The 21,738-nt window shown below is 69.0% G+C and carries 21 protein-coding genes and 1 riboswitch; of the genes, 8 read left to right on the top strand and 13 right to left on the bottom strand.

Going from position 1 to position 21,738, the window contains the following annotated elements; all coding sequences use genetic code 11:
- Window positions 1–6 precede the first annotated feature (6 nt).
- Both LC490_RS07085 and LC490_RS07080 read left to right on the top strand, forming a co-directional pair.
- The gene (locus LC490_RS07085) at window positions 7–549 is read left to right on the top strand and encodes a metal-dependent hydrolase (RefSeq protein ID WP_031371586.1); all 543 of its coding nucleotides are present in this window, start codon (window positions 7–9) and stop codon (window positions 547–549) included.
- Window positions 546–1,931: an FAD-linked oxidase C-terminal domain-containing protein gene (locus tag LC490_RS07080; protein ID WP_223619725.1), complete on the top strand. Its 1,386-nt coding sequence runs from the start codon at window positions 546–548 to the stop codon at window positions 1,929–1,931. Before LC490_RS07085 ends, LC490_RS07080 begins: the two co-directional genes overlap by 4 nt.
- A 93-nt stretch (window positions 1,932–2,024) precedes the next feature.
- Here LC490_RS07080 and LC490_RS07075 read toward each other — a convergent pair whose 3' ends face one another.
- The 12 genes from LC490_RS07075 to glyA all read right to left on the bottom strand — a co-directional run bounded on the left by LC490_RS07075 (window position 2,025) and on the right by glyA (window position 14,141).
- Window positions 2,025–3,311, bottom strand: coding sequence for a collagen-like protein (locus LC490_RS07075; protein ID WP_223619724.1), 1,287 nt, complete (start codon window positions 3,309–3,311; stop codon window positions 2,025–2,027).
- Between the two features lie 151 nt (window positions 3,312–3,462).
- Window positions 3,463–4,497, bottom strand: coding sequence for a thiamine-phosphate kinase (gene thiL, locus LC490_RS07070; RefSeq protein WP_223619723.1), 1,035 nt, complete (start codon window positions 4,495–4,497; stop codon window positions 3,463–3,465).
- Window positions 4,498–4,563: 66 nt separating this feature from the next.
- Entirely contained in the window at window positions 4,564–5,025 is a 462-nt protein-coding gene (nusB, locus tag LC490_RS07065; RefSeq protein WP_031371582.1) for a transcription antitermination factor NusB, read from the bottom strand.
- A complete protein-coding gene (gene ribH / locus LC490_RS07060; protein WP_031371581.1) occupies window positions 5,022–5,489 on the bottom strand; it encodes a 6,7-dimethyl-8-ribityllumazine synthase in 468 nt (155 codons plus the stop codon). Before ribH ends, nusB begins: the two co-directional genes overlap by 4 nt.
- Before the next feature lie 162 nt (window positions 5,490–5,651).
- A complete protein-coding gene (gene ribB / locus LC490_RS07055) occupies window positions 5,652–6,812 on the bottom strand; it encodes a 3,4-dihydroxy-2-butanone-4-phosphate synthase (RefSeq protein WP_031371580.1) in 1,161 nt (386 codons plus the stop codon).
- Window positions 6,809–7,432: a riboflavin synthase gene (locus LC490_RS07050; RefSeq protein WP_223619722.1), complete on the bottom strand. Its 624-nt coding sequence runs from the start codon at window positions 7,430–7,432 to the stop codon at window positions 6,809–6,811. The genes ribB and LC490_RS07050 overlap by 4 nt, the downstream gene beginning before the upstream one ends.
- Window positions 7,433–7,598: 166 nt before the next feature.
- Window positions 7,599–7,767, bottom strand: a riboswitch (FMN riboswitch).
- A gap of 261 nt (window positions 7,768–8,028) precedes the next feature.
- The gene (locus LC490_RS07045) at window positions 8,029–8,805 is read right to left on the bottom strand and encodes a class I SAM-dependent methyltransferase (protein WP_223619721.1); all 777 of its coding nucleotides are present in this window, start codon (window positions 8,803–8,805) and stop codon (window positions 8,029–8,031) included.
- A 171-nt stretch (window positions 8,806–8,976) separates the two neighbouring features.
- Window positions 8,977–10,095 carry a bifunctional diaminohydroxyphosphoribosylaminopyrimidine deaminase/5-amino-6-(5-phosphoribosylamino)uracil reductase RibD gene (ribD, locus tag LC490_RS07040; protein WP_031371577.1) on the bottom strand — a complete coding sequence of 373 codons (1,119 nt, stop codon included), beginning with the start codon at window positions 10,093–10,095 and terminating at the stop codon, window positions 8,977–8,979.
- Entirely contained in the window at window positions 10,092–10,991 is a 900-nt protein-coding gene (locus tag LC490_RS07035; RefSeq protein ID WP_223619720.1) for a hypothetical protein, read from the bottom strand. Before LC490_RS07035 ends, ribD begins: the two co-directional genes overlap by 4 nt.
- A complete protein-coding gene (locus LC490_RS07030; RefSeq protein ID WP_223619719.1) occupies window positions 10,978–12,177 on the bottom strand; it encodes a hypothetical protein in 1,200 nt (399 codons plus the stop codon). Before LC490_RS07030 ends, LC490_RS07035 begins: the two co-directional genes overlap by 14 nt.
- 49 nt (window positions 12,178–12,226) lie before the next feature.
- Complete coding sequence (gene nrdR / locus LC490_RS07025; RefSeq protein WP_031371574.1) at window positions 12,227–12,745, bottom strand: transcriptional regulator NrdR; 519 nt, start codon at window positions 12,743–12,745, stop codon at window positions 12,227–12,229.
- 142 nt (window positions 12,746–12,887) lie between these two features.
- Window positions 12,888–14,141: a serine hydroxymethyltransferase gene (gene glyA, locus LC490_RS07020; protein WP_223619718.1), complete on the bottom strand. Its 1,254-nt coding sequence runs from the start codon at window positions 14,139–14,141 to the stop codon at window positions 12,888–12,890.
- Between the two features lie 224 nt (window positions 14,142–14,365).
- Here glyA and lpxO point away from each other — a divergent pair, with 224 nt between their 5' ends.
- The 5 genes from lpxO to pyrF all read left to right on the top strand — a co-directional run bounded on the left by lpxO (window position 14,366) and on the right by pyrF (window position 19,653).
- On the top strand, window positions 14,366–15,271 hold the full coding sequence (lpxO, locus tag LC490_RS07015) for a lipid A hydroxylase LpxO (RefSeq protein WP_223619956.1): 906 nt from the start codon (window positions 14,366–14,368) through the stop codon (window positions 15,269–15,271).
- Between the two features lie 290 nt (window positions 15,272–15,561).
- The gene (gene ettA, locus LC490_RS07010; protein WP_031371571.1) at window positions 15,562–17,223 is read left to right on the top strand and encodes an energy-dependent translational throttle protein EttA; all 1,662 of its coding nucleotides are present in this window, start codon (window positions 15,562–15,564) and stop codon (window positions 17,221–17,223) included.
- A 256-nt stretch (window positions 17,224–17,479) separates the two neighbouring features.
- Complete coding sequence (locus LC490_RS07005) at window positions 17,480–17,890, top strand: hypothetical protein (RefSeq protein WP_223619717.1); 411 nt, start codon at window positions 17,480–17,482, stop codon at window positions 17,888–17,890.
- Between the two features lie 77 nt (window positions 17,891–17,967).
- Window positions 17,968–18,705 carry a type I methionyl aminopeptidase gene (gene map / locus LC490_RS07000; protein ID WP_223619716.1) on the top strand — a complete coding sequence of 246 codons (738 nt, stop codon included), beginning with the start codon at window positions 17,968–17,970 and terminating at the stop codon, window positions 18,703–18,705.
- Window positions 18,706–18,840: 135 nt separating this feature from the next.
- The gene (pyrF, locus tag LC490_RS06995) at window positions 18,841–19,653 is read left to right on the top strand and encodes an orotidine-5'-phosphate decarboxylase (protein ID WP_223619715.1); all 813 of its coding nucleotides are present in this window, start codon (window positions 18,841–18,843) and stop codon (window positions 19,651–19,653) included.
- Between the two features lie 33 nt (window positions 19,654–19,686).
- Here the strand turns inward: pyrF and LC490_RS06990 are convergent, their stop codons facing one another.
- A complete protein-coding gene (locus tag LC490_RS06990; protein WP_223619714.1) occupies window positions 19,687–20,556 on the bottom strand; it encodes a hypothetical protein in 870 nt (289 codons plus the stop codon).
- Window positions 20,557–20,740: 184 nt separating this feature from the next.
- Between LC490_RS06990 and LC490_RS06985 the strand changes: the two genes are divergently transcribed.
- Window positions 20,741–21,733, top strand: coding sequence for an MBL fold metallo-hydrolase (locus tag LC490_RS06985; protein ID WP_223619713.1), 993 nt, complete (start codon window positions 20,741–20,743; stop codon window positions 21,731–21,733).
- The last annotated feature ends 5 nt before the right edge of the window (window positions 21,734–21,738 follow it).

The following is a 21,738-nucleotide window of genomic DNA, read 5'->3' as shown; positions in this document are numbered from 1 at the left end:
TGCCCGATGCCGACCGTGATGACCCATGCCGTGGTACCGCTCGCCCTGGGTTGGGCGCTCGGGTCGCGGGTGATCGACCGCCGCCTGCTGGTCGCCGGCGCGCTCGCGGCGATGTTGCCGGACGCCGACGTGGTCGCCTTCAAGCTCGGCATCGCCTATGCCGACGACTTCGGCCATCGCGGCGCCAGTCATTCCTTCGCGTTCGCCATGCTGATCGCCGCGCTCGGTGCGCTCGCCGCGCGTTGGTTGCGTGCGCCGCCCTGGACCGCGGCCGCGTGGTTGTTCGTCTGCACCGTCTCGCATCCGTTGTTGGATGCGCTGACCGACGGCGGCCTCGGCGTCGCCCTGTACTGGCCGTGGTCGGACCAACGCATCTTCGCGCCGTGGCGGCCGATCGAGGTCTCGCCGATCGGCGCACGCTTCTTCAGCGCGCGCGGCCTCGAAGTACTGTGGTCGGAAGCGCGCTGGATCGCCCTGCCCGCGCTCGCGGTCGGCCTGCTCGGCGCGACGATGCGGCAGTGGTTGCCGCGTTCGGAACGCGCGCAATGACCGCCCTGCCCGACGAACTGCAACGCGAGTTGTCGGGCCTGCTTGGCGAAGCCTGGTTGACCGATCCCGGCGAACGCCTCGCTTACGCCTACGACAACTCGCGCCGCCACGCCATGCCCGATGCGGTGGCGCTGCCGCGCACGCGCGAACAGGTGCTCGCGTTGGTGCGCGCCTGCCGTCGCCACCGCGTGGCGGTGATCGCGCGCGGGCGCGGCACCAACACCACCGGCGCCTCGGTGCCGGTCGCCGGCGGCGTGGTGGTCTCGTTCGAGCGCATGAACCGCATCCTCGAGATCCGCCCGGGCGACCGCTGCGCGATCGTCGAGCCCGGCGTGCTCAACGGCGACCTGCAGATCGCGTTGAAGTCGCACGGCCTGTTCTGGCCGCCGGACCCGACCAGCGCCGCCTTCAGTACGGTCGGCGGCAACCTGGCCTGCAATGCCGGCGGGCCGCGCGCGGTGAAGTACGGCGCCAGCCGCGACAACGTGCTCGCGGTGACCGCGGTGACCGGCGCCGGCGAACTGATCGTCTGCGGCACTGCGACCACCAAGGGCTCCACCGGCTACGACCTGCATCGCCTGCTGGTCGGCAGCGAAGGCACCCTGGCCTTGATCGTCGAGGCGAGCTTGCGCCTGACCCCGGCGGCGCCGGCGCGCGCGGCCTTGCGCGCGATCTACCGCGACGTCTCGGCGGCGGCGCAAGCGGTGGCGCGGCTGATGGCGCAGCCGGTCACTCCGTCGATGCTCGAATTCATGGACGCGCGTGCGGTGCAACTGGCACGCGACGTCGGCGGCGCCGATCTGCCCGCGCAGGCCGGCGCCTTGCTGATGATCGAAGCCGACGGCGACGCGCAGACCCTGCCGCATTCGATCGCCGCCTTGAAACGCGCGGCGCAGGGCGAGGGCCTGATCTCGCTCGACGACGCCAGCGACGAAGCCGCGCGCGAAAAACTCTGGGCCGCGCGCAAGGCGCTGTCGCCGTCGCTGCGCACGCTGGCGCCGGGCAAGATCAACGAAGACGTGGTGGTGCCGGTGTCGCGCATCCCCGAGCTGGTCGACGGTGTGCAGGCGCTGGCGCGCGAGTTCGATCTGCCGATCGTCTGCTTCGGCCATGCCGGCAACGGCAACCTGCACGTCAACCTGCTCTACGACCCTGCCGACGATGCGCAGAACGAGCGTGCCCATGCAGCGATGTCGCGGGTGTTCGCGCTCGCCCTGGCGCTCGGCGGCACCTTGTCCGGCGAGCACGGCATCGGCCTGGCCAAACGCGAGTTCATGCCGCAGGCCGTCGATGCGGCCACGTTGGCACTGATGCGTCAGTTGAAAAGCGTGTTCGACCCCGACGGCATCCTCAATCCGGGCAAGCTGCTGCCGGACGCGTAGCGTTGCCGCTCAGTTGCGCGGTCGCGCGATGCCGATCGGTCCCATTCCCCAATCCGATCCCCGACCGCGCGCCCGGGGCTCGCGCATCGACGCTTACAGCCTGCGCACTCCGGGTAGACCGCTGAAATACCCTCCGACCTCGCCCGCATTCGCCTCGACCTGTCCTGGCCTGCCGGGCGCACCGACCGGGCCGGAACGGCCGGAGAACCCATTGCGGCCGGTCCTCCCGCTACTGCCGCCGGCCCCGCTGCTGCCGCCGCTGCCCTGGCTGCCGGCGCTGCCGCTGCGGCCGCCCTCGCCACCCGGGCCGCCCGCGACATCGAACCGCAGCCACTGCGCCAGCTCGGGATAACGCCGATCGTAGGTCAGCTCGATCCGGCCGCCGCTTCCTCCGATGCCGCCGGGTGCGCCATCGCCACCGTCGCCACCGTCGCCGCCATCGCCACCGGAACCGCCGTTGCCGTTGTTACCGAAGCGGCGCTTCTCGCTTTGCTGCCGCGCGCCTTCGCCCCGGCCGCCATCGCCGCCGCGACCGCCACTGCCGCCGTTTCCACCTGCGCCACCGAGGCCGCCGGCCGCAACCAAGGTCAGCGGACGGTCGGCAGGCGCCAGCACGAAGTCGTCGAAATCGCCGGTCACCCGCACGGCGATCAACTTCGGATGCGAGCGCGTGCTCACGTAGGTGGCGTACATGCGCAGTTGCGGTCCCTCGTAGCCCGGACCGCCGCGTTCGCCATCGTCGCCGTCGCGAGCATGATCGCCGTGCTCTCCATCGACGCCGCTGCGGCCGTCGCGACCGTCGGAACCGCTGCTGCCGTCGCGGCCCCGCTCACCCGGTCCACCGGGCGTGCCGACGCTGACGATGCAACCGTAGTCGGCGAGGTAATGCCGCGACTGCGCCAATTGCGCCCGCGGATGCAGCAATCGCGTGGATATCGCGAAACCGCTGTCCACGCTCGCCAGCACGTCGGGATTGGGCGTGAACCACCCCATCTCGTCGAACCGGCCATGCGCGCTCGAGAAATCGAAGTTGCGGAAATCCAACATGCCGTTGCGGCGGGTACCGGTGCCGCCATGCCAGGTTTCGTAACCGGCCGGCGCCGGCTCGCGCGCCAGCCGTGCGGTGACGGCCACGTGCATCTGCACCGGCTGGCGCGGGCAGATCGTGCTCACGCCGGGGCCGATGTCGGTTTCCATCGCGCTGACCTGGGCGTCCTGCAACTGGATCGTGTTGATGCCGGCGATCGAACGTACCGCGCCGCAGCCGCTCGCCATGGCGCCGAGCGCCAGGGCCAACGCGATATTGAAGCCGGTCGCGACACCGCCGGTTCGCTCCGATTCCAGGGTGAGCAGATCGCGTTCCGGAGCGGAGTGGCGCATGAGCGAAGGCTCGGTTGAGAAGTTGCGCCACCCTCGCACTCAGGCGATTAAGCGGGTCTGAACTTTTTAGTAATGCGATCTGAGCGATGTCACACACTCGCCTCATGATCAGCCCGGCGCGCAGCGGCTGCAGCGCAGAAACGAAGAACGATCAAGCGAAGTGTTGGTATCCCTTCCGGGTCGGTGTCCACACCGAGCCATCGCTCGTGTGCACGCGCACCGCGCACTCCGCCCCCGCTTGCCGCGCTTCGATCCGGCCGATCACCCGCGCCGTCGAATCGCCCCGGCTCAAGGCCTGTTCTATCGCCGCGCGTCGACCCGGCGGCGCGGTGAAACACAGCTCGTAATCGTCGCCGCCGCTCAGTTGCAAGGCCCTGCGGGCGTCGCCGGCGCAGGCCGCGGCCAAAGCGCGCGACACCGGCAACGCATCGGCGTCGATGCAAGCGTCCACGCCGGACGCCGCGCAAACATGGCCGAGGTCGGCGAGCAAACCGTCGGAAACATCGATACCGGCATGGGCCAGGCCGCACAAGGCACGGCCTGCGCTCACCCGCGGTGTGGGCCTGTGCAGGCGTTCGAACAATCGCTCGGCATCGGTGTGCGCGTCGCCGTCGTTGCGGCGCACTTCGTATTCGCAGTACGGCGCGATGCCGGCCAAGGCCAGCGCCGCGGCGGCATCGCCGAGCGTGCCGGTGACCCAGACCTCGTCGCCGGCCTGCGCGCCATCGCGGCGCAAAGCCGCGCCGGGCTCGACGAAACCGAGCACGGTCACGCACACCGACAAGGGGCCGCGGGTAGTGTCGCCGCCGACCAGGGCGACCCGGTGTCGGGCGGCGAGTTCGACGAAGCCATCGAGAAAACCATCGACGAAGGCCTCCGTCGCGAAGCCGGGCTCGGCCGGCAAGGACAGCGACAAGGTGCACCAGGCCGGGCTCGCGCCCATCGCGGCGAGGTCGGACAGATTCACCGCCAGCGACTTCCAGCCGATGCCGGCCGGCGCCGCATCGTCGGCGAAATGCACGCCGCGGTTGAGGGTATCGGTAGCGACGACCAATTGTTGACCGGCAGGCGGCTGCAACAAGGCGGCATCGTCGCCGATGCCCAGCACCACATCGTCGCGCGGCGCCTGGCCGGCGCCGATGCGGGCGCGAATGCGGGCGATCAGGTCGAACTCGGCTGCGCTCATCGCGGTCTCATCGCGCTCTCGTCCGGGCGCGGGCGTCGCCTGGGCGACGCCCGGATGGGTGCGGAATCAGCGCTTCTTCGACGCCCCGAATTCGGTCGCGCGCCAATCGGCGGCGGCATGATCGAGCACGCCGTTGACGTAGGTGTGGCCGTGCTCGGCGCCGAAGCGCTTGACCGTTTCGATCGCCTCGTTGATCACCACGCGGTACGGCACATCGAGACGATGGCGCAGCTCGTAAGCAGCGATGCGCAGCGCGGCGCGCTCGATCGGGTCGACCTGTTCGACATCGCGGTCGAGGAACGGCGCCAGGGCGACGTCCAACTCCTCCTGGTGCTTGTCGACGCCGCGCACCAGGTCCTCGAAGTAATCGAGGTCGGCGACTTCGTGGGCCTGCTCGTGGGCGAACTGGCCGATCACGTCGTTGACCCGGGAACCCGACAGCTGCCAGGCGTACACGGCCTGCAAGGCGCGGCGGCGGGCGCGCGAACGCGCGACCGGATCTATTCCATCCTGACGACGGCGGTTCATGGCAATTGCCCCAGCAGATGGCTCATTTCGAGGGCGGCCAGCGCCGCTTCCTCGCCCTTGTTGCCGTGATTGCCGCCGGCGCGGGCCTCGGCATCCTCGTGACGTTCGACCGCCAGCACGCCATTGGCGATCGGCAGGCCATAGTCGAGCGACACGCGCATCAGGCCGTCGGAACAACCGTCGGCGACTTGTTCGTAGTGACGGGTATCGCCGCGCACGACGCAGCCGAGCGCGACCACGGCGGCGTGCCGGCCGGCGACGGCCAAGCGGGCGGCGACCACCGGCAATTCCCAGGCGCCGGGGACGCGGACCACGTCGATGGCGTCCTCGGCGACGCCGTGCTCGGCGAAGGTCTTGCGGGCGCCGGCGACCAGGGTGTCGGTGATGCGCGGGTTCCAGCGGCTGGCGATGATGGCGTAGCGCGCGCCCTCGGGGCTGCGCAGGTCGCCTTCGTAATGGGGCATGAGGGGAAATCGGCTGGACGAAAGGGGTAGTTTAACGGCTGGGGGCCGCCGGTGCCGGAGGACGGAACGCTCAAGTCGGTTGCCTCGGGCCGGCGCGGCACGGAATCCACGCCTGCGATGGGCCGGCCGCCGCGAGCGGCCGCCGGCCCCAGGCCTGAAGCCTCAGCCCAGCTTGGCGATGTCGACGTACTCGACGACTTCCAGGCCGAAGCCGGCCAGGCCGATCTGCCGGCGCGGGGTGCCGAGCACACGCAGCTTGCCCAGGCCGAGGTCGGCCAGGATCTGCCCGCCGGCGCCGTTGCGGCGCCACTCGGCTAATGCATGGCCGCGGGTCGGCACCGGCACGACGGTGTGGGCCGCCTCGTCGCCGCCGGCGCCATCGTGCGCGGCTTCGGGTGCGGCCTCGCGCACCCGCGCCAGCAGGCTGTCGGCGTCGGCGTGATCGGCCAACACCACCAGCGCACCGCTGCCTTCGCGCGCGATCGCCGCCAGCACGTCGCCGACCGCCGGACCGAAGTCCGGCCGGCGCCAATGCAGCGCATCGGCGAGCGGGTTCTGGATGTGCACGCGCACCAGAGTCGGCACGTCGGCATCGGGCTCGCCGCGCTGCAGGGCGAAGTGCAAGGCATGGGTCAGGCGGTCGCGATAGCTCAGCAGGCGGAACGGCCCGTGCTCGGTGTCTATGGTGCGCGCATCGACGCGCTCGACCGTGTGCTCGGTGGCGAGGCGATAGCGAATCAACTCTTCGATCGAACCGATCTTGAGCCCGTGCTCGGCGGCGAACGCCTCCAACTGCGGGCGACGCGCCATGCTGCCGTCGGCGTTGAGCACCTCGACCAGCACGCCGGCCGGCTCCAGGCCCGCGAGCAGGGCCAGATCGCTCGCCGCCTCGGTGTGGCCGGCGCGGCTGAGCACACCGCCGGGCTGCGACATCAGCGGAAAGATGTGACCGGGCTGGGCCAGGTCGGAGGGCTTGGCATCGGGGCGCACCGCGGTGCGCACGGTGTGGGCGCGGTCGTAGGCCGAGATGCCGGTGGTCACGCCCTCGGCGGCCTCGATGCTGACGGTGAAATTGGTGTGGTGCGAGGAAGTGTTGTCGCGCACCATCGGCCCCAGGCCGAGTTGCAGACAGCGCTCGCGCATCAGCGACAGACAGACCAGGCCGCGCGCATGCGTGACCATGAAGTTGATGTCGGCCGGGCGCACCAGTTCGGCGGCCATGATCAGGTCGCCTTCGTTCTCGCGGTCTTCGTCGTCGACGATCACGACCATGCGGCCGGCGCGGATTTCCTCGAGCAATTCGGGGACGGTCGCGAAATTCATGCAGCGGCTCCTGCGGCAGAGGTGTCGACGCGGGCGCCGAGCAGGCGCTCGACGTAACGCGCGACCAGGTCGATTTCCAGGTTGACCGCATCGCCGACCGCGGTCTGCGCGAACGCGGTGTGCTCGACGGTGTGCGGGATCAAGGCGACCTCGAAGCCTTCGTCGTCGACTTCGTTGACGGTCAGGCTGACGCCGTCGACGCAGATCGAACCCTTCTTGGCGATGTAGCGCAGCAGCGATGCCGGCGCGCGGAAGCGCCAGCGCTGGGCGCGTGCGTCTTCGTGCACGCTCAGCACCGCGCCGACGCCGTCGACGTGGCCGCTGACCATGTGCCCGCCGAGGCGATCGGTCGGGCGCATCGCCCGCTCGAGGTTGACGATGGCGCCGTGCTTGAGCGCGCCGAGCGTGGTCAGCGACAAGGTCTCGGTGGAGGCGTCGGCCTCGAACGAGCGTTCGTCGAACGAAATCACGGTCAGGCAGACGCCGTTGACGGCGATGCTCTCGCCGAGCTTGGGCGCGCTGAAATCGAGGGTGCCGGTGGCGATACGCAGACGCACGTCGCCGCCGAGGTCTTGGCTGGCGGCGAGCGAGCCGACGCCTTCGATGATGCCGGTGAACATCAGCGGATCTCCTGGCGGAGCGCCGCTGCGGTGTCGCGATGGAAGTGGGTCATGAAACGTTTCCCGCATGATGGTGAGCGAAAAACGCCTCAAGGCATGGCCAACGCACGACCCGCGGCGTCGCCGCGGGTTCGGTCTCCCTGCTCTTGCGAGAGGAGTCGCGCGTAGCCGTCTTCTTTCATCCGGACTGTGACCGTCGGCTCCGGCATCGGACCGGATCTGCTGACCCTCCGCGCCGGGTCCCGAATCGGAACCGCGGCCCGAAGGCGCTCGCGGGCTCGCGCGTAACCGCGCCTACCGCCGGTGGGGAGTTTCGCCCCGCCCTGAAGACGTTACGTAATGAAGCGCCGGCGAACCGGCGGGCGCAGTTTAGCACCCGGGTCGCGCCGGGCCGGTTGTCCGCCGCGGTCGGCTGCGGATGCAGTGTTCCGCCCATGGCGCTGCGGCCATGCCCGACCTGGCCGGACCTGGACGACATGGGCTTCAGGCATACTCGTAAGAAACGCTCGGATTTCCGGCCCTGCCCGCGGCATCCGCCAGACCGCGCCGGCCTCGGCAGCCCGCCACGCCTCCCCGCCTCGCTCCCGCCCCGGCGTTCAGCCCGGCTTGCGGCGCAAATGCAGGAACAGCGGCCATTGCAGGGTCCGTATATCGCCCGAAGCGCCCCAGGCCGCCGACAGCGCCGGCCCGTGACGCGCGACCGGGTCCTCGCCGGTGGCCGCGCGGCAGCGCGCCGTCGCCGACATGCTGTTCAAATAACCGAGAAAGCGCCGCAGCCCCCACTCCGCCTCCAGCCACAGCGCCGGCGCCGGCAAGGCCGGGAACGGCCATTCGTAGCCGGCATAACGCTGTTCGATCTGGACCCGCTCGGGCGGCCAGTACTCCTCGATCTGCTCGCGGAAGTCGGCGACCGCACCGACCATGCCTTCCGGAGCCAGGAAATCGCAGTAGCCCCAGGCCGCGAGCACGCCGCCGGGCGCCAACACCCGCTCGCACTCGGCGAAAAAACGCTCGCGCTCGAACCAGTGCAGCGCCTGCGCGACCGCGATCAGCTGCACGCTGGCGTCGGCCTGGTCGGTGCGCTCGGCCGGTTCGATCGCCAGGCTGACGTTGCCGCTGCCGCGCAGGGACGCGTCGTGCGCCCAGTGTTGTTCGATCTGTTGCGCGCTCGGCTCGGTCGCGTGGACCTGGGCGAAGCGCGCGGCCAGGCCGCGCGTAGCCTGGCCGCTGCCGCAACCGGCTTCCCAGACCCGCGCCGTCGCCGGCACTTGGGCCGCGATCAGGTCGAACAAGGCCTCGGGATACTCGGGCCGCGCCGCCGCATAGGCGCCGGCGAGCGCGGAGAAATGATCCTTGAAGGCGTTTTGATTCATGGGAGGTGAGGAGTGAGGAGTAAGGAGTGAGCAGAGCCGAAACGCGGCGAGCTTTTCGCCCGGTCCCGGCTTCCGCCGTCGAGCTTGCATCACCCAAGAGAAGCAGGAAGTGAGGAGGGAAAAGTCAGAAGTGAGTAAAACGGACGCCCCCGGGCTTGCGCTCACTCCTCACTACTCACTCCTGGTTCCTAGCTCCCCCCGCCGCGGCTGCAACAGCACGCGAGTGTCCTCGCCGATGCGGCGCACATCGACCAGGTCGAGGCGCAGTTTGTCCTTCATCGCTTCGATGCCGAGCCCGTCGAACAAGGGCCGTGCGCTCTCGCCGAGCAAGACCGGTGCGACGTACAGCAGGACCTCGTCGACCCAACCGCCGGCGAGGAAGGCGCCGGCCAGGGTCGCGCCGGCTTCGAGCTGGATCTCGTTGACGCCGCGCTCGGCGAGCAGCTTGAGCACCGCTTCCAGGTCGATCCGCCCCTCGCGCATCGGCACCGCCGCATGCTGGGCGGCGAAGCCGCGCGGCGGCTTGGCGTCGGGCGCATGCAGGTACAGGGTCGGCGCATCGCCTTCGCGCACACGGCCGCGCGCGACCGTGGCCAGGCCCGGATCGAGCACCACCCGCAAGGGCGCGACGAAGGCGGTGTCGTCGCCGAGGCGCACGGTCAGCGAGGGATCGTCGGCGAGCACGGTGCCGGCGCCGGTCACGATCGCACCGGCGCGCGCACGCCAATGCTGCACGTCCAGGCGCGAGGCCTCGCCGCTGATCCACTTGGATTCGCCGCTGGCGAGCGCGCTGCGCCCATCCAGGCTGGTCGCCAGCTTGACCCGCAACCACGGCCGGCCGCGCTCGATGCGCGACAGGAAGCCGCGATTGAGCGCACGCGCCTGCGCTTCCATCAAACCGCTTGCGACTTCGATGCCGGCCGCCTGCAGTTTCGCGAAACCGGCGCCGTCCACCTGCGGGAACGGGTCGCGCATCGCCGCGACCACGCGGGCGACACCGGCGCCGATCAAGGCCTCGCTGCACGGCCCGGTGCGTCCGGTGTGGGCGCAGGGTTCCAAGGTCACGTAGGCGGTCGCGCCGCGTGCGCGCTCGCCGGCCGCGCGCAGCGCATGCACTTCCGCATGCGGCTCGCCGGCGCGCTCGTGCCAGCCTTCGCCGACCACCTCATCGCCATGCGCGATCACGCAACCGACCATGGGATTGGGCTTGGTGGTGTAGGCGCCTTTCTCGGCCAGGCGCAACGCGCGGGCCATGTGGAGGTGATCGATGGCGGTGAATGCTAGGGTCATGGTGCGCGCTTGAAGTGGGTGGCGTCGGGGAAATCGGAGATCAGACTGCGGTCGGCCTGCACGGTCAGCGTCATCACGCCGCCTTCGGCCGCGCCGGTGGCCTGCGCGTCGAACTCGATCAGGTACAGCAGCTTGGTCGGGTCGTCCACCGTCAGCCAGCGTGGCGTATCGGGCTGCTCGGGGAAGCGTACGCCGATCGCCTTCACCGCGGCGTCGGCGGGCAAGGCGTCGAACTCGAACTCGCCATCGGCGCCCTGCACTGCGCTTTGCTCGACCACCCGGCCGTCGGCCAATCGCAGCATGGCCTTGGCATCGCCCACCGCCAGACCATAGCGCGGCTCGTAAACCTTCAGCCGCAGCGTTTCGCCGGGCCTACGCGGCCGATGCGCCCACCAAGCCCCCGGCGGCAGCAGACCCGCGTCGACGGCCTGCTGCAGGGTGCCGATGCCGTCGCCTCGCACCTCGTTCAGATCGGCTTCGGTCAACGGCGGCGGCAGCTTGCGCCGGAGTCCGTTCTCGCTGTCGGGCGCGCGCTCCACCAGCACGACGGTTTGCTCGCTGCGTTGCCAGCAGCCGGCCACGTCCATGCCGGGCATCGGCACCTCGCGCATGCGGAAGCTGCCGTCCCGGTTCAACTGCAGGCGCGGCGCCGTCTTCGCTTCGATACCGGCATAAGCCCCCGCCAGCGCCGCGTCGGCCGGTTCGCAAGCGGCGACGGCGGAGCTCGCCGGAAGCGCGAAGCACGCGATCACGGCGAGCGCATTGGCGTAACCCGCAGGGCTTCGGCGTCGCGTGGATCGATCGGCGCCGGTCTGCACGACCGCGGCCCTGATGCCATCTCGCGTGGCGGTCCCATCGTTCATCGCATCCTCCTGCAGACACTCAATGCCGCACATAACGGCCGGGTATTCGGGGTGCGATCAGATCGCCGCCGTCCTGGGTCAGGATGAGTTGTTCGAACGAGGCGGGCATCGCCGCGGCGGTGTCCAGGCGTATCGCGAAAATGCGGCCTTTGCTTTCGTCCAGCGCCAGGGTTTCGCGCGGACGATCGGCCGGTTGCAAGATCGCCTGGACGAGTCGCACGCCGGGACGCTGCACCGCCAGGGCCCAACCGCCCGGGCTGGTTTCGGTGCGCTCGCTGCGGCCGTCGGAATACACGAACTCGACGCCGATCCCCTGGGCCCGGTAGCCGCGCTGCGGGTCGCCGATCACGAGCGCATAGCCGCCGCGCCCATCGGCCTTGGCCGCCGGGTCGAGGCAGCGTTCGCGGTCGAATCGCGGAGCGGGCTGCTTCGGCATGGCGCGGCCCGCGGCCGCGTGCAGTGCGCCGACTTGCTCGAGCCGCTGCAGATAGGTGCGCACCGCGATATCCGCCGCGACCTGACCGTCTTCGAGCGTGCCGTCTTCAAGCGCACCGTCTTGTTCTGCGCCGTCTTCTTCAGCGCCCGCCGCAGCCGCTGCAGCCGAGGCCGCATTGCTCGGCGGCGGCGCTTGCCAGGCTTTCGGCTTCGTCTGCGCAGCCGTCGCTTCCAGCGCCAGCCGCGATTGTTCGAGCGCCGCCAGCGCCGGCGCCAGCGAGGCTTCGGCGGCGCTGCGGCCCGCGCGATCGGCCGGATCGGCCTCGGGCAAGCTGGCCGCAAGCAACTCGGCATATTCCGAACCGGACCGGTAGGTCTTCAAGTAACCGCAGGCTTCCTCGATCAAAGCGTCTTGCCGTTCTACCGCGAACTCCTCCAGGCGCTTTTGCGCGTCCGGCGTCCAGGCCACGACCTGGTCGAGCGAGAACACCGTCTGCTCGCGCACGGGCGCTTGCACGCTCAGCACGATGCCGTTGCCGCCGACGTTCCACTGGCCGCTGGCCGACTCGACCATCAAGCCGTAGCTGAGGCTCCATTGGAAACGTCCGTCGGGCTCGAGCACCAGCTCCGAACCGGCGTCGTCGGCGCCTTCCAGGTAATAGTGGCCGGCCAGCGCCGCGCGCTGCCGCTCCTCGATCGGATCGGTCGCCAAAGCCCAGCATGGCAGCAAGGCCAGCATCGACAAGGCGAGCATCGGCAGTGCGGATCGGTATGCCTTCAACATGCGCGAACTCCCTTCGCCGCGTAAAAATGGCCCGCGTCGGCCGATGCGCTCAGCGCCTCTTCTTGTCCGGACGCGGCTCGTCCTCGCCGAGCAAGGGCAGTTGCCCCTCGCCCGGTATGTCGCGTTCGAGCCGGTCGAGCTCTTCGCGGAAATCGGCGACGTCCTCGAACGAGCGATACACCGAGGCGAAACGCACGTAGCCGACGTGATCGAGCTTGCGCAGCTCGGCCATGACGAACTCGCCGACCCGGCGCGAAGCGAGTTCGCGCTCGGCGGTCATGCGCAGTTGGTGGACTACCGCTCGTACCGCCGATTCGATCTGTTCTTCCGAGACCGGCCGCTTCTGCAGGGCGCGGTCGAAACCGGCGCGCAGCTTGCGCGCGTCGAAGGCCTCGCGGCGGCCGTCGCCCTTGATGATGACCGGCAGCTTGAGTTCGATCGTCTCGATCGTGCTGAAACGCTCCCCGCAAGCCTCGCAGACGCGACGGCGGCGGATCGTCGCGCCGTCGTCGGACACCCGCGAATCGATGACGCGGGTGTCCTGGTGCTGGCAGAAGGGGCAATGCATGGGCTAGGAATGAGTTGAAAGGAGTGAGAAACGAGTGGAAAAGCCGAAGGTTTGACCACTGTCCTCTGAACCTGCGATAAGAACAAGCCACGAGGCAGTTGTTCTTACTCGTTCCTCACTCTTCATCACTCGTTACTCGCCTTCAGCCGTACACCGGGAACTGGGCGCACTGCTTGGTCACGTTCTCGCGTACCCCGGCAATGACCTTTTCGTCCTTCGGGTTGTCGAGCACGTCGCAGATCCATTCGGCCAGGGCGACGCAATCGGCTTCCTTGTAGCCGCGGGTGGTGACCGCCGGGGTGCCGATGCGCAGGCCCGAGGTCACGAAAGGCTTCTGCGGGTCGTTCGGCACGGCGTTCTTGTTGACCGTGATGTGGGCCAGGCCCAGCGCGGCTTCCGCGTCCTTGCCGGTGATGCCCTTGCCGATCATGTCGACCAGCATCAGGTGGTTCTGGGTGCCGCCGGAGACGATCTTGTAACCGCGCGCGGTGATGGTCTTGGCCATCGCCTGGGCGTTCTTGACCACCTGCGCTTGGTATTCCTTGAATTCCGGCTCCAGCGCTTCCTTGAACGCGACCGCCTTGGCCGCGATCACGTGCATCAGCGGACCGCCCTGGATGCCCGGGAAGACGATGCTCTGCAGCTTCTTGACCAGGTCCTCGGACGGGTCCTTGGCGACGATGATGCCGCCGCGCGGGCCGCGCAGGGTCTTGTGGGTGGTCGAGGTGACGACGTGGGCGTGCGGCACCGGGCTCGGGTAGACGCCCGCGGCGATCAGGCCGGCGACGTGGGCCATGTCGACGAACAGGATGGCGCCGATCTTGTCGGCGATGGCGCGGAAGCGCGCCCAGTCGACGACCTGCGAATAGGCGCTGAAGCCGGCCACGACCATCTTCGGCTTGTGCTCGACCGCCAGGCGCTCGACTTCGTCGTAATCGATCAGGCCCTGGTCGTTGACGCCGTACTGCACGGCGTTGAACAGCTTGCCGCTGGCATTGACCTTGGCGCCGTGGGTGAGGTGGCCGCCGTGGGCCAGGCTCATGCCGAGGATGGTGTCGCCCGGGTTGAGCAGGGCGAAATACACCGCCTGATTGGCCTGCGAGCCCGAATGCGGCTGGACGTTGGCGTAGTCGGCGCCGAACAGTTGCTTGACGCGGTCGATCGCCAACTGCTCGGCGATGTCGACGAATTCGCAACCGCCGTAATAGCGCTTGCCCGGATAGCCCTCGGCGTACTTGTTGGTCAGGACGCTGCCCTGGGCTTCGAGGACGCGCGGGCTGGCGTAGTTTTCCGAGGCGATCAGCTCGACGTGGTCTTCCTGGCGACGGACCTCGGCGGCGATGGCCTGGGCGAGTTCATCGTCAAATCCGGCAATACGGGTGTGGCTCGGGAACATTACGCGGCCTCGGGAGGGGAGAGTACGGACGGGAGGGAGGGGGAAACCTCGCATCAGGCCGGGCCGTGTGGATCCGCGGGCGGGCTTGACGTAAGACTTGAAATGTTAGCCTAGGGGCGTATGGCGGCCAACCGCCAAAGCGGGGCTGCCGCCGGCCCCGGCGCCGACGGACAATACAGCCTGCGCGCTCCGTCGCCTCCCCTGCCTTGCTTCTGGATGTCCCGATCGTGAAATGGGTCTTCGTTTTCCTGTTCCTCGCCAGCGCGGTGTACGTGCACCTGCGCGGCCGCGTACGCCACCGTCTTGGCCGCCAATTGCTCGACCACTCGACCTTCATGGCGCCGGTCAACGTGCTGATGTACGCCTGTTCGCGCGTGCCGACCACCGCTTTCCTGAGCCCGGACCAGCATTTCCCCGAGCTCGAACCGCTGCGCGCGCGCTGGCGCGACATCCGCGCCGAAGCCCTGCATCTGCGCGCGATCCAGCAGATCAAGGCCGCCGACGGCTACAACGACGTCGGCTTCAACTCGTTCTTCCGCCGCGGCTGGAAGCGCTTCTACCTGAAGTGGTACGACGACGCCCACCCCTCGGCGGCCGAGCTGTGCCCGGTCACCACCGAGCTGCTGCGGCAGATCCCCGGGGTCAAGGCGGCGATGTTCACCGAGCTGCCGCCCGGCGGCGAGCTGCGCCCGCACCGCGACCCCTATGCCGGCTCGCTGCGCCTGCACCTGGGCCTGGACACGCCCAACGACGACGCCTGCTTCATCGACGTCGACGGCACCCGCTACAGCTGGCGCGACGGCGAATGGACCATGTTCGACGAGACCTATATCCACTGGGCCCAGAACGGTTCCGAGCAGAACCGCATCATCCTGTTCTGCGACATCGAACGGCCGATGCGCTGGGGCTGGGCGCGCGCCCTGAACCGGTTCATCGCCAAGAACCTGATCGCCGCGGGCGCATCGCCGAACATGGAAGGCGACAAGACCGGCGGCATCAACCGCCTGTTCAAGTATTTCTATGCCCTGCGCCTGAAGACCAAGGCCTTGCGGGCGCGCAGCAAGGGCACGTATTACGCGCTCAAGTACGCCCTGGTCGCCGGCGTCATCGCGCTGATCGTCTGGCTGTAACCCCGTCGGCGAAGCTGAACCCAGGCACGGCAAGGCTTTCGATCTCTCCAGCCCTGTCCGCAACGAGGCGCCGGCCGCCTGAGGCGCCGATCCGGCCGCCGTACAGCCCCAGCGGCCCTTTCCGGGCCTCGTCTGCGGGCTCTCGGCGGCTCCCCGTCCCGCTACACCCGCCCTATCCCGCCGGCCCTCGCGCTGGAACGCAGCCAGCGCCTGCGGGATAATCGCGGTTTCCCGCCCCGCCCCAGGCCATCCCTCGGCCCGGCTCGGCGCGTCCATGCTTCGGAGCCCGCATGCAATACATCTACACCATGAACGGCGTCAGCAAGACCGTGCCGCCGAAGCGTCAGATCATCAAGGACATCTCGCTGTCGTTCTTCCCCGGCGCCAAGATCGGTCTGCTCGGCCTCAACGGCGCGGGCAAGTCGACGGTGCTGAAGATCATGGCCGGCGTCGATACCGATTTCAGCGGCGAAGCGCGCCCGGCCACCGGCATCAAGGTCGGTTACCTGGCCCAGGAGCCGCAGCTCGATCCGACCCAGACCGTGCGCGAAGCGGTCGAAGTGGGCGTCGGCGACGTGCTCAGCGCGCAGGCCGCGCTCGACAAGATCTACGAGGCCTACGCCGAAGAAGGCGCCGACTTCGACAAGCTCGCCGCCGAACAGCAGCGCCTGGAAGCGATCCTCGCCTCCGGCGATGCGCACACGCTTGAGCACCAGCTGGAAGTCGCCGCCGACGCGCTGCGCCTGCCGCCGTGGGACGCGATCATCGGCAAGCTGTCGGGCGGCGAGAAGCGCCGCGTCGCGCTGTGCCAGCTGCTGCTGCAGAAGCCCGACATGCTGCTGCTCGACGAACCGACCAACCACCTCGACGCCGAATCGGTCGAATGGCTGGAGCAGTTCCTGGCGCGCTACACCGGCACCGTGGTGGCGGTGACCCACGATCGCTACTTCCTCGAAAACGCCGCCGAGTGGATTCTCGAACTCGACCGCGGCCGCGGCATTCCGTGGAAGGGCAACTACACCGCGTGGCTGGAGCAGAAGTCCGAGCGTCTGAAGCAGGAAGAAAACACCGAGAAGGCGCGCCAGAAGGCGCTGGCCAAGGAACTCGAGTGGGTGCGCAGCAACGCCAAGGGCGGCCGCAGCAAGGGCAAGGCCCGTCTGGCCCGCTTCGAAGAACTCAACTCGGTCGAGTACCAGCGCCGCAACGAGACCAACGAAATCTTCATCCCGCCGGGCGAGCGCCTGGGCAATTCGGTGATCGAGTTCAAGAACGTCTCCAAGTCGTTCGGCGACCGCCTGCTCATCGACGACTTGAGCTTCATCATTCCGCCGGGCGCGATCGTCGGCATCATCGGCCCCAACGGCGCCGGCAAGTCGACCCTGTTCAAGATGATCACCGGCCAGGAAACCCCGGACACCGGCGAGATCGTCAAGGGCCCGAGCACCAAGATCGCCTACGTCGACCAGAGCCGCGACAAGCTCGAAGGCAACCACAACGTCTTCCAGGAAGTCTCCGGCGGCGCCGACATCCTCAACATCAACGGCGTCGAGATCCAGTCGCGCGCCTACATCGGCCGCTTCAACTTCAAGGGCCAGGACCAGCAGAAGATGGTCGGCTCGCTGTCGGGCGGCGAACGCGGCCGTCTGCACCTGGCCAAGACCCTGCTGCAGGGCGGCAACGTGCTGCTGCTCGACGAACCGTCCAACGACCTCGACGTGGAAACCCTGCGCGCGCTCGAAGACGCCTTGCTGGAGTTCCCGGGTTGCGCGGTGGTCATCTCGCACGACCGCTGGTTCCTCGACCGCATCGCCACCCACATCCTCGCCTTCGAAGGCGATTCGCACGTGGAGTTCTTCCAGGGCAACTACCGCGAATACGAGGACGACAAGAAGCGTCGCCTCGGCGAAGAAGGCGCACGTCCGCACCGCCTGCGCTTCAAGGCGCTGAAGTAAGGCTCCGGGCCGCCCGCGCTCAGCGCGCGGGCGGCGTGGCCGCATCGATCCCGACGACGGGGCGTCCGTCGTTTTCGCCCGTCCCGGGCCTGCGCGACAAAACCCGCGCAGCACAGATCGAGATCGGCGCCGGCGTTCGCCGGAACGACGGGACGCGGGTTCGCGCTCTCGCCGCGACGACCGGGCCTTGCCCACCTATCGCTCGATGCGAACCCGGGCCAGACCCGCAATCGCCACTACGCCCACCGGTCCGCACATGCCTGCCGTCCTGCTTCCACTGCTGTGCTTCATCGCCTTTCTCGCCTTCGCGCCCGAGGCGGCGATGAAATTCGCGGCCTGGTTCCTGGTCACCACCGCGGTGGTGCGGGTCGCGGCCGACAAGGCCGTCGACCTGGAAACAGGTTGGGGCGAGGCGGCCAAGGCGGTGATCTGGGCCGCAGCGCTGCCGCTGCTGGCGATCTTCGGCCTGCTCAGTTTCGGCCTGTCCACCGGCATCACCCAGTTCGAAGGTCTCGCTGCGATCGCGATCCTCGTCATGTTGTCGGGCTCGTTCGTCGCCGCCTTCATGCTGGCTTTGCACACCAGCCTCAAGGACAGTGCGATCATCGCCTCGATCACCACCGTCGCCAGCGCGGCGATGGCGATGCTGGTCCGCGCGCTGGCCTGAGGCCGAGGCCCGATACGAACGATGCGCACCGACCGATCGCCGCCGCCCTGCCTCCCCCACCGACCGAGGAGCGCATCATGACCGTCGAACAAGCTTACGAACTCGAAGGGCTGCGCCGCGCGGGCGCGCTGGTGTCGGGCATTCTGGCGACCATGCGCGAAGCCGCGGTGGCCGGCGCGGTCTCGCGCGACCTCGATGCGATCGGCGCGCAGATGATGCGCGCGGCCGGCGCGCGCTCGGCGCCTGCGCTGACCTACGATTTCCCCGGCGCGACCTGCATCAGCATCAACGCGGTCGCCGCCCACGGCATTCCCGACGACACCGTGCTGCGCGACGGCGACCTGGTCAACATCGACGTTTCGGCCGAGCTCGACGGCTACTTCGCCGACACCGGCGGCAGCTTCGTGGTCGGTACCGCCAGCGAAGCGCAACAGCGCCTGCTCGATGCCACGCGCGAGGCCCGCGACGCGGCGATCGCGCAGTTGCGCGCCGGCAACCTGATCAACAGCATCGGCCGCACCGTCGAAGGCATCGCCGCACGGCGCGGTTTCCGGGTAATCCGCAACCTCGGCAGCCACGGCGTAGGCCGTTCGCTGCACGAGGCGCCCGGCAGCATTCCCGGCTACTACGACCCGCGCGATACCCGCCGGCTGCACGACGGCATGGTGATCACGATCGAACCCTTCCTGGCCACCCACTGCACCCAGGTCGACGAAAGCGACGACGGCTGGGCGATGCGTTGCCGCCGCGGTTATGCCGCGCAGTTCGAACACACCGTCGTGGTCACCCACGGCGCGCCGATCATCGTGACTTGAGGGCCGGGAATCGGGAATCGGGAATCGGGAATCGATAAGCGTACAGCGGCGTCGGGACGCTAATCCCGGCGCCGACATAGAAACGAAACAGCCGCGTTTGCAGCAAGCACGGCATCACCACGAGGAAGGGTATCGATGAGCTTCATGCAGGCATTGCGTCAACGCTGGCAACAGGCCGGCACTCTCGTCTGCGTCGGTCTCGACCCCGAGCCGGCGAAGTTTCCGGCGCGTTTCGCCGGCGACGCCGATGCGGTGTTCGCCTTCAACCGCGACATCATCGACGCCACCGCCGAATACGCCTGCGCATTCAAGCCGCAGATCGCGCATTTCGCCGCACTGCGCGCCGAAGACGCGCTCGCCCGCCTGATCGCCTACGCGCACGCGAACCATCCCGGCATCCCGGTGATCCTCGACAGCAAGCGCGGCGACATCGGCAGCACCGCCCAGCACTACGTCACCGAAGCCTTCGACCGCTACGGCGCCGATGCGGTCACCGCCAACCCCTATCTCGGCCGCGATTCGGTCCAGCCCTTCCTCGAGCGCGCCGACCGCGGCGTGGTCGTGCTGTGCCGCACCTCCAATCCCGGCGCCGGCGACCTGCAGGACCTCGAAGTCGCCGGCCGCCCGCTCTACCAGCACGTCGCCGAGAAGGTCGCACGCGAATGGAACGGCCACGGCAATTGCGCGCTCGTGGTCGGCGCGACCTGGCCGTCGCAGCTGCGCGAAGTACGCGCGATCGTCGGCGAGGTGCCGTTCCTGGTACCCGGCGTCGGCGCGCAAGGCGGCGACGTCGAGGCGGTGGTGAGCAATGCCAAGACCGCAGACGGCACCGGCCTGATGGTCAGCAGCTCGCGCGCGATCCTCTACGCCTCCAACGGCGACGACTATGCCGCCGCCTCGGCTGCGGCGGCGAAATCCCTGCGCGACGAAATCAACCGCTACCGCTGAGCCGCCGCCGAACCTGCGTCTACGCCACCGAGCTTAGCTGGCGAACACTTGCAGGCCGCCGTCGCGGTGGATGAACAAGGCGCGCGACAGGTTGTAGCTCGACGACAGCGCGATCTCGTCGGCGATGTCGCGCAACGAAGCGACGCTGTCGTCGTCCTCGCTGCCGCACAGCATCAGCTCGTCGCGTGCGGCGATCGCGAACACCGGATCGCCCTTGATCTCGATGCGGTCGCGCCAGCGGTCGAACAGCAGCACCATGCTGGCGTCGTAGTTGCGGTCGAGCCGGGCGACATAACGCCCGCCGCCGCCCTGCACGTCGAGTTCGGGCAGGAAACGGGTCAGGTTGTCGAGCGCCTGGGTGTACAAGGTCTCGCGGTCGAAACCGCGGCGCTCGGCCTCGGACGGCGACAGGAAACTCATCGAATCCGGCGTGTCCTCGACATAGGTCAGGACCAGATCGCCGGCCAAGGGCTCGACGATGAAGGGCAGCATCGATTCGCTGCCGAACGACCGCGCCTGCTGCAGCGCGGTCTCGTGCCAGCCGCGCGTCTTCAGCACCGGCAGGATCACCGCATTCGCGGCCTCGGGGCCGCTGACGAAATCGCGTTGGATCGCGCGCGCGCCGGCCAGTTGCTCGGCGAAGATCGCTTCGAGCTCCTGCGGCGCGCCGAGATAACGCAGATAACTGTTGCCGAGGAAATGGGTGGCCTTGAAGCCGTCCGGCAGGCTCCAGTCGACCCGGGTATCGGCGGTCGCCGCGCCGTGCCCGATCTCGACCCGGGCCTCGGGCCAGGCCGCGCGCACCGCCGCGGCGTAGCGCTCGGCGAAGGTCACCAGGTCCATCGGTGCCGCATTTTCCGAACCGTCTGGCTTAGTGCCGAACCACCTGCTGAAGATAGACATCACCGACTCCCTGTCGACTGACCGACCCCCTGTGGTCGCCCGACCGACTATACGGCCGGGTTCGAGCCCGCAGCGGCGCGGCGCTGCATTTTCCGACTGGCGGCACAGGCCGCTAGCGAGCGCCGCTCCAGATACGTCCCGGCCGATGTGATCGGACCCGGGCCGCAGGCATTAGGCTGTCGCCATGGCCGCCATCGACACTCTCTCCCGCAGACGCTTTCTTGCCGCCACCGGCGCCTTGGGTCTCGGCGCGCTTGTCGCGCCGAACTGGCGCCCCGCGCTCGCCGCGCCGAACCTGCGCGCCGCATTGACCGCGCCCGTGGACACGCCGGCACGCTCGCGCCTGATCCTGCTCGGCACCGCCGGCGGCCCAACCCCGAAGGCGCTGCGCGCGGCGCCAGCACAGGCGGTGGTCGTCGACGACGCGGTCTACATCGTCGACTGCGGCAACGGCATCGCCCGCCAGATGGCCCTGGCCGGGTTGGCGCTCGGCGCGATCCGCGAGGTCTTCCTCACCCATCACCATTCCGACCACAACGCCGACTACGGCAATCTGTTGTTGCTGGCCTGGGCCGCCGACCTGCGCCGGCCGGTCGGCACCTGGGGCCCGCCGCCGCTCGCGCGCATGACCCGGCGCTTCCTGCAGCTCAACGCCGAGGACATCCGCACCCGCATCGCCGACGAAGGCCGCCCGCCGCTGGCGCCGCTGATCCGTCCGCACGAACTGCGCCGCGGCGGCGTGGTGATGCGCGACGAGCGGGTCAAAGTGACCGCGGCCCTGGTCGATCACCCGCCGATGGCGCCGGCCTTCGCCTACCGCTTCGACTGCCCGGACCGCTCGATCGTCTTCTCCGGCGACACCCGGCCGTCGCCGGCCCTGGTCGAGCTGGCGCGCGGCGCCGACGTGCTGGTGCACGAGGTCATGTACCTGCCCGCGCTGGAACGGCTGATCGCCAGCGAAGCCCAGGCCGGGCGCCTGCGCCTGCATCTGCTCGACAGCCACACCACCACCGAACAGGTCGGCCGCCTCGCAACCGAAGCCGGTGTGAAGACCCTTGTGTTGAGCCACTTCGTGCCGGGCGGCGATGCATCGCTCACCGACGAAGTCTGGCGCGCAGCGGTCGCGCCGTATTTCGCCGGGCGCTTGGTCATCGGACGCGATTTGATGGAGTTGTGAGGGTA

Origin of the sequence: Lysobacter sp. ESA13C (assembly GCF_019970005.1) — a bacterium.
GTDB classification, from domain to species: domain Bacteria; phylum Pseudomonadota; class Gammaproteobacteria; order Xanthomonadales; family Xanthomonadaceae; genus Lysobacter; species Lysobacter antibioticus_B.
This window is presented reverse-complemented; position numbering and strand designations above follow the sequence as displayed.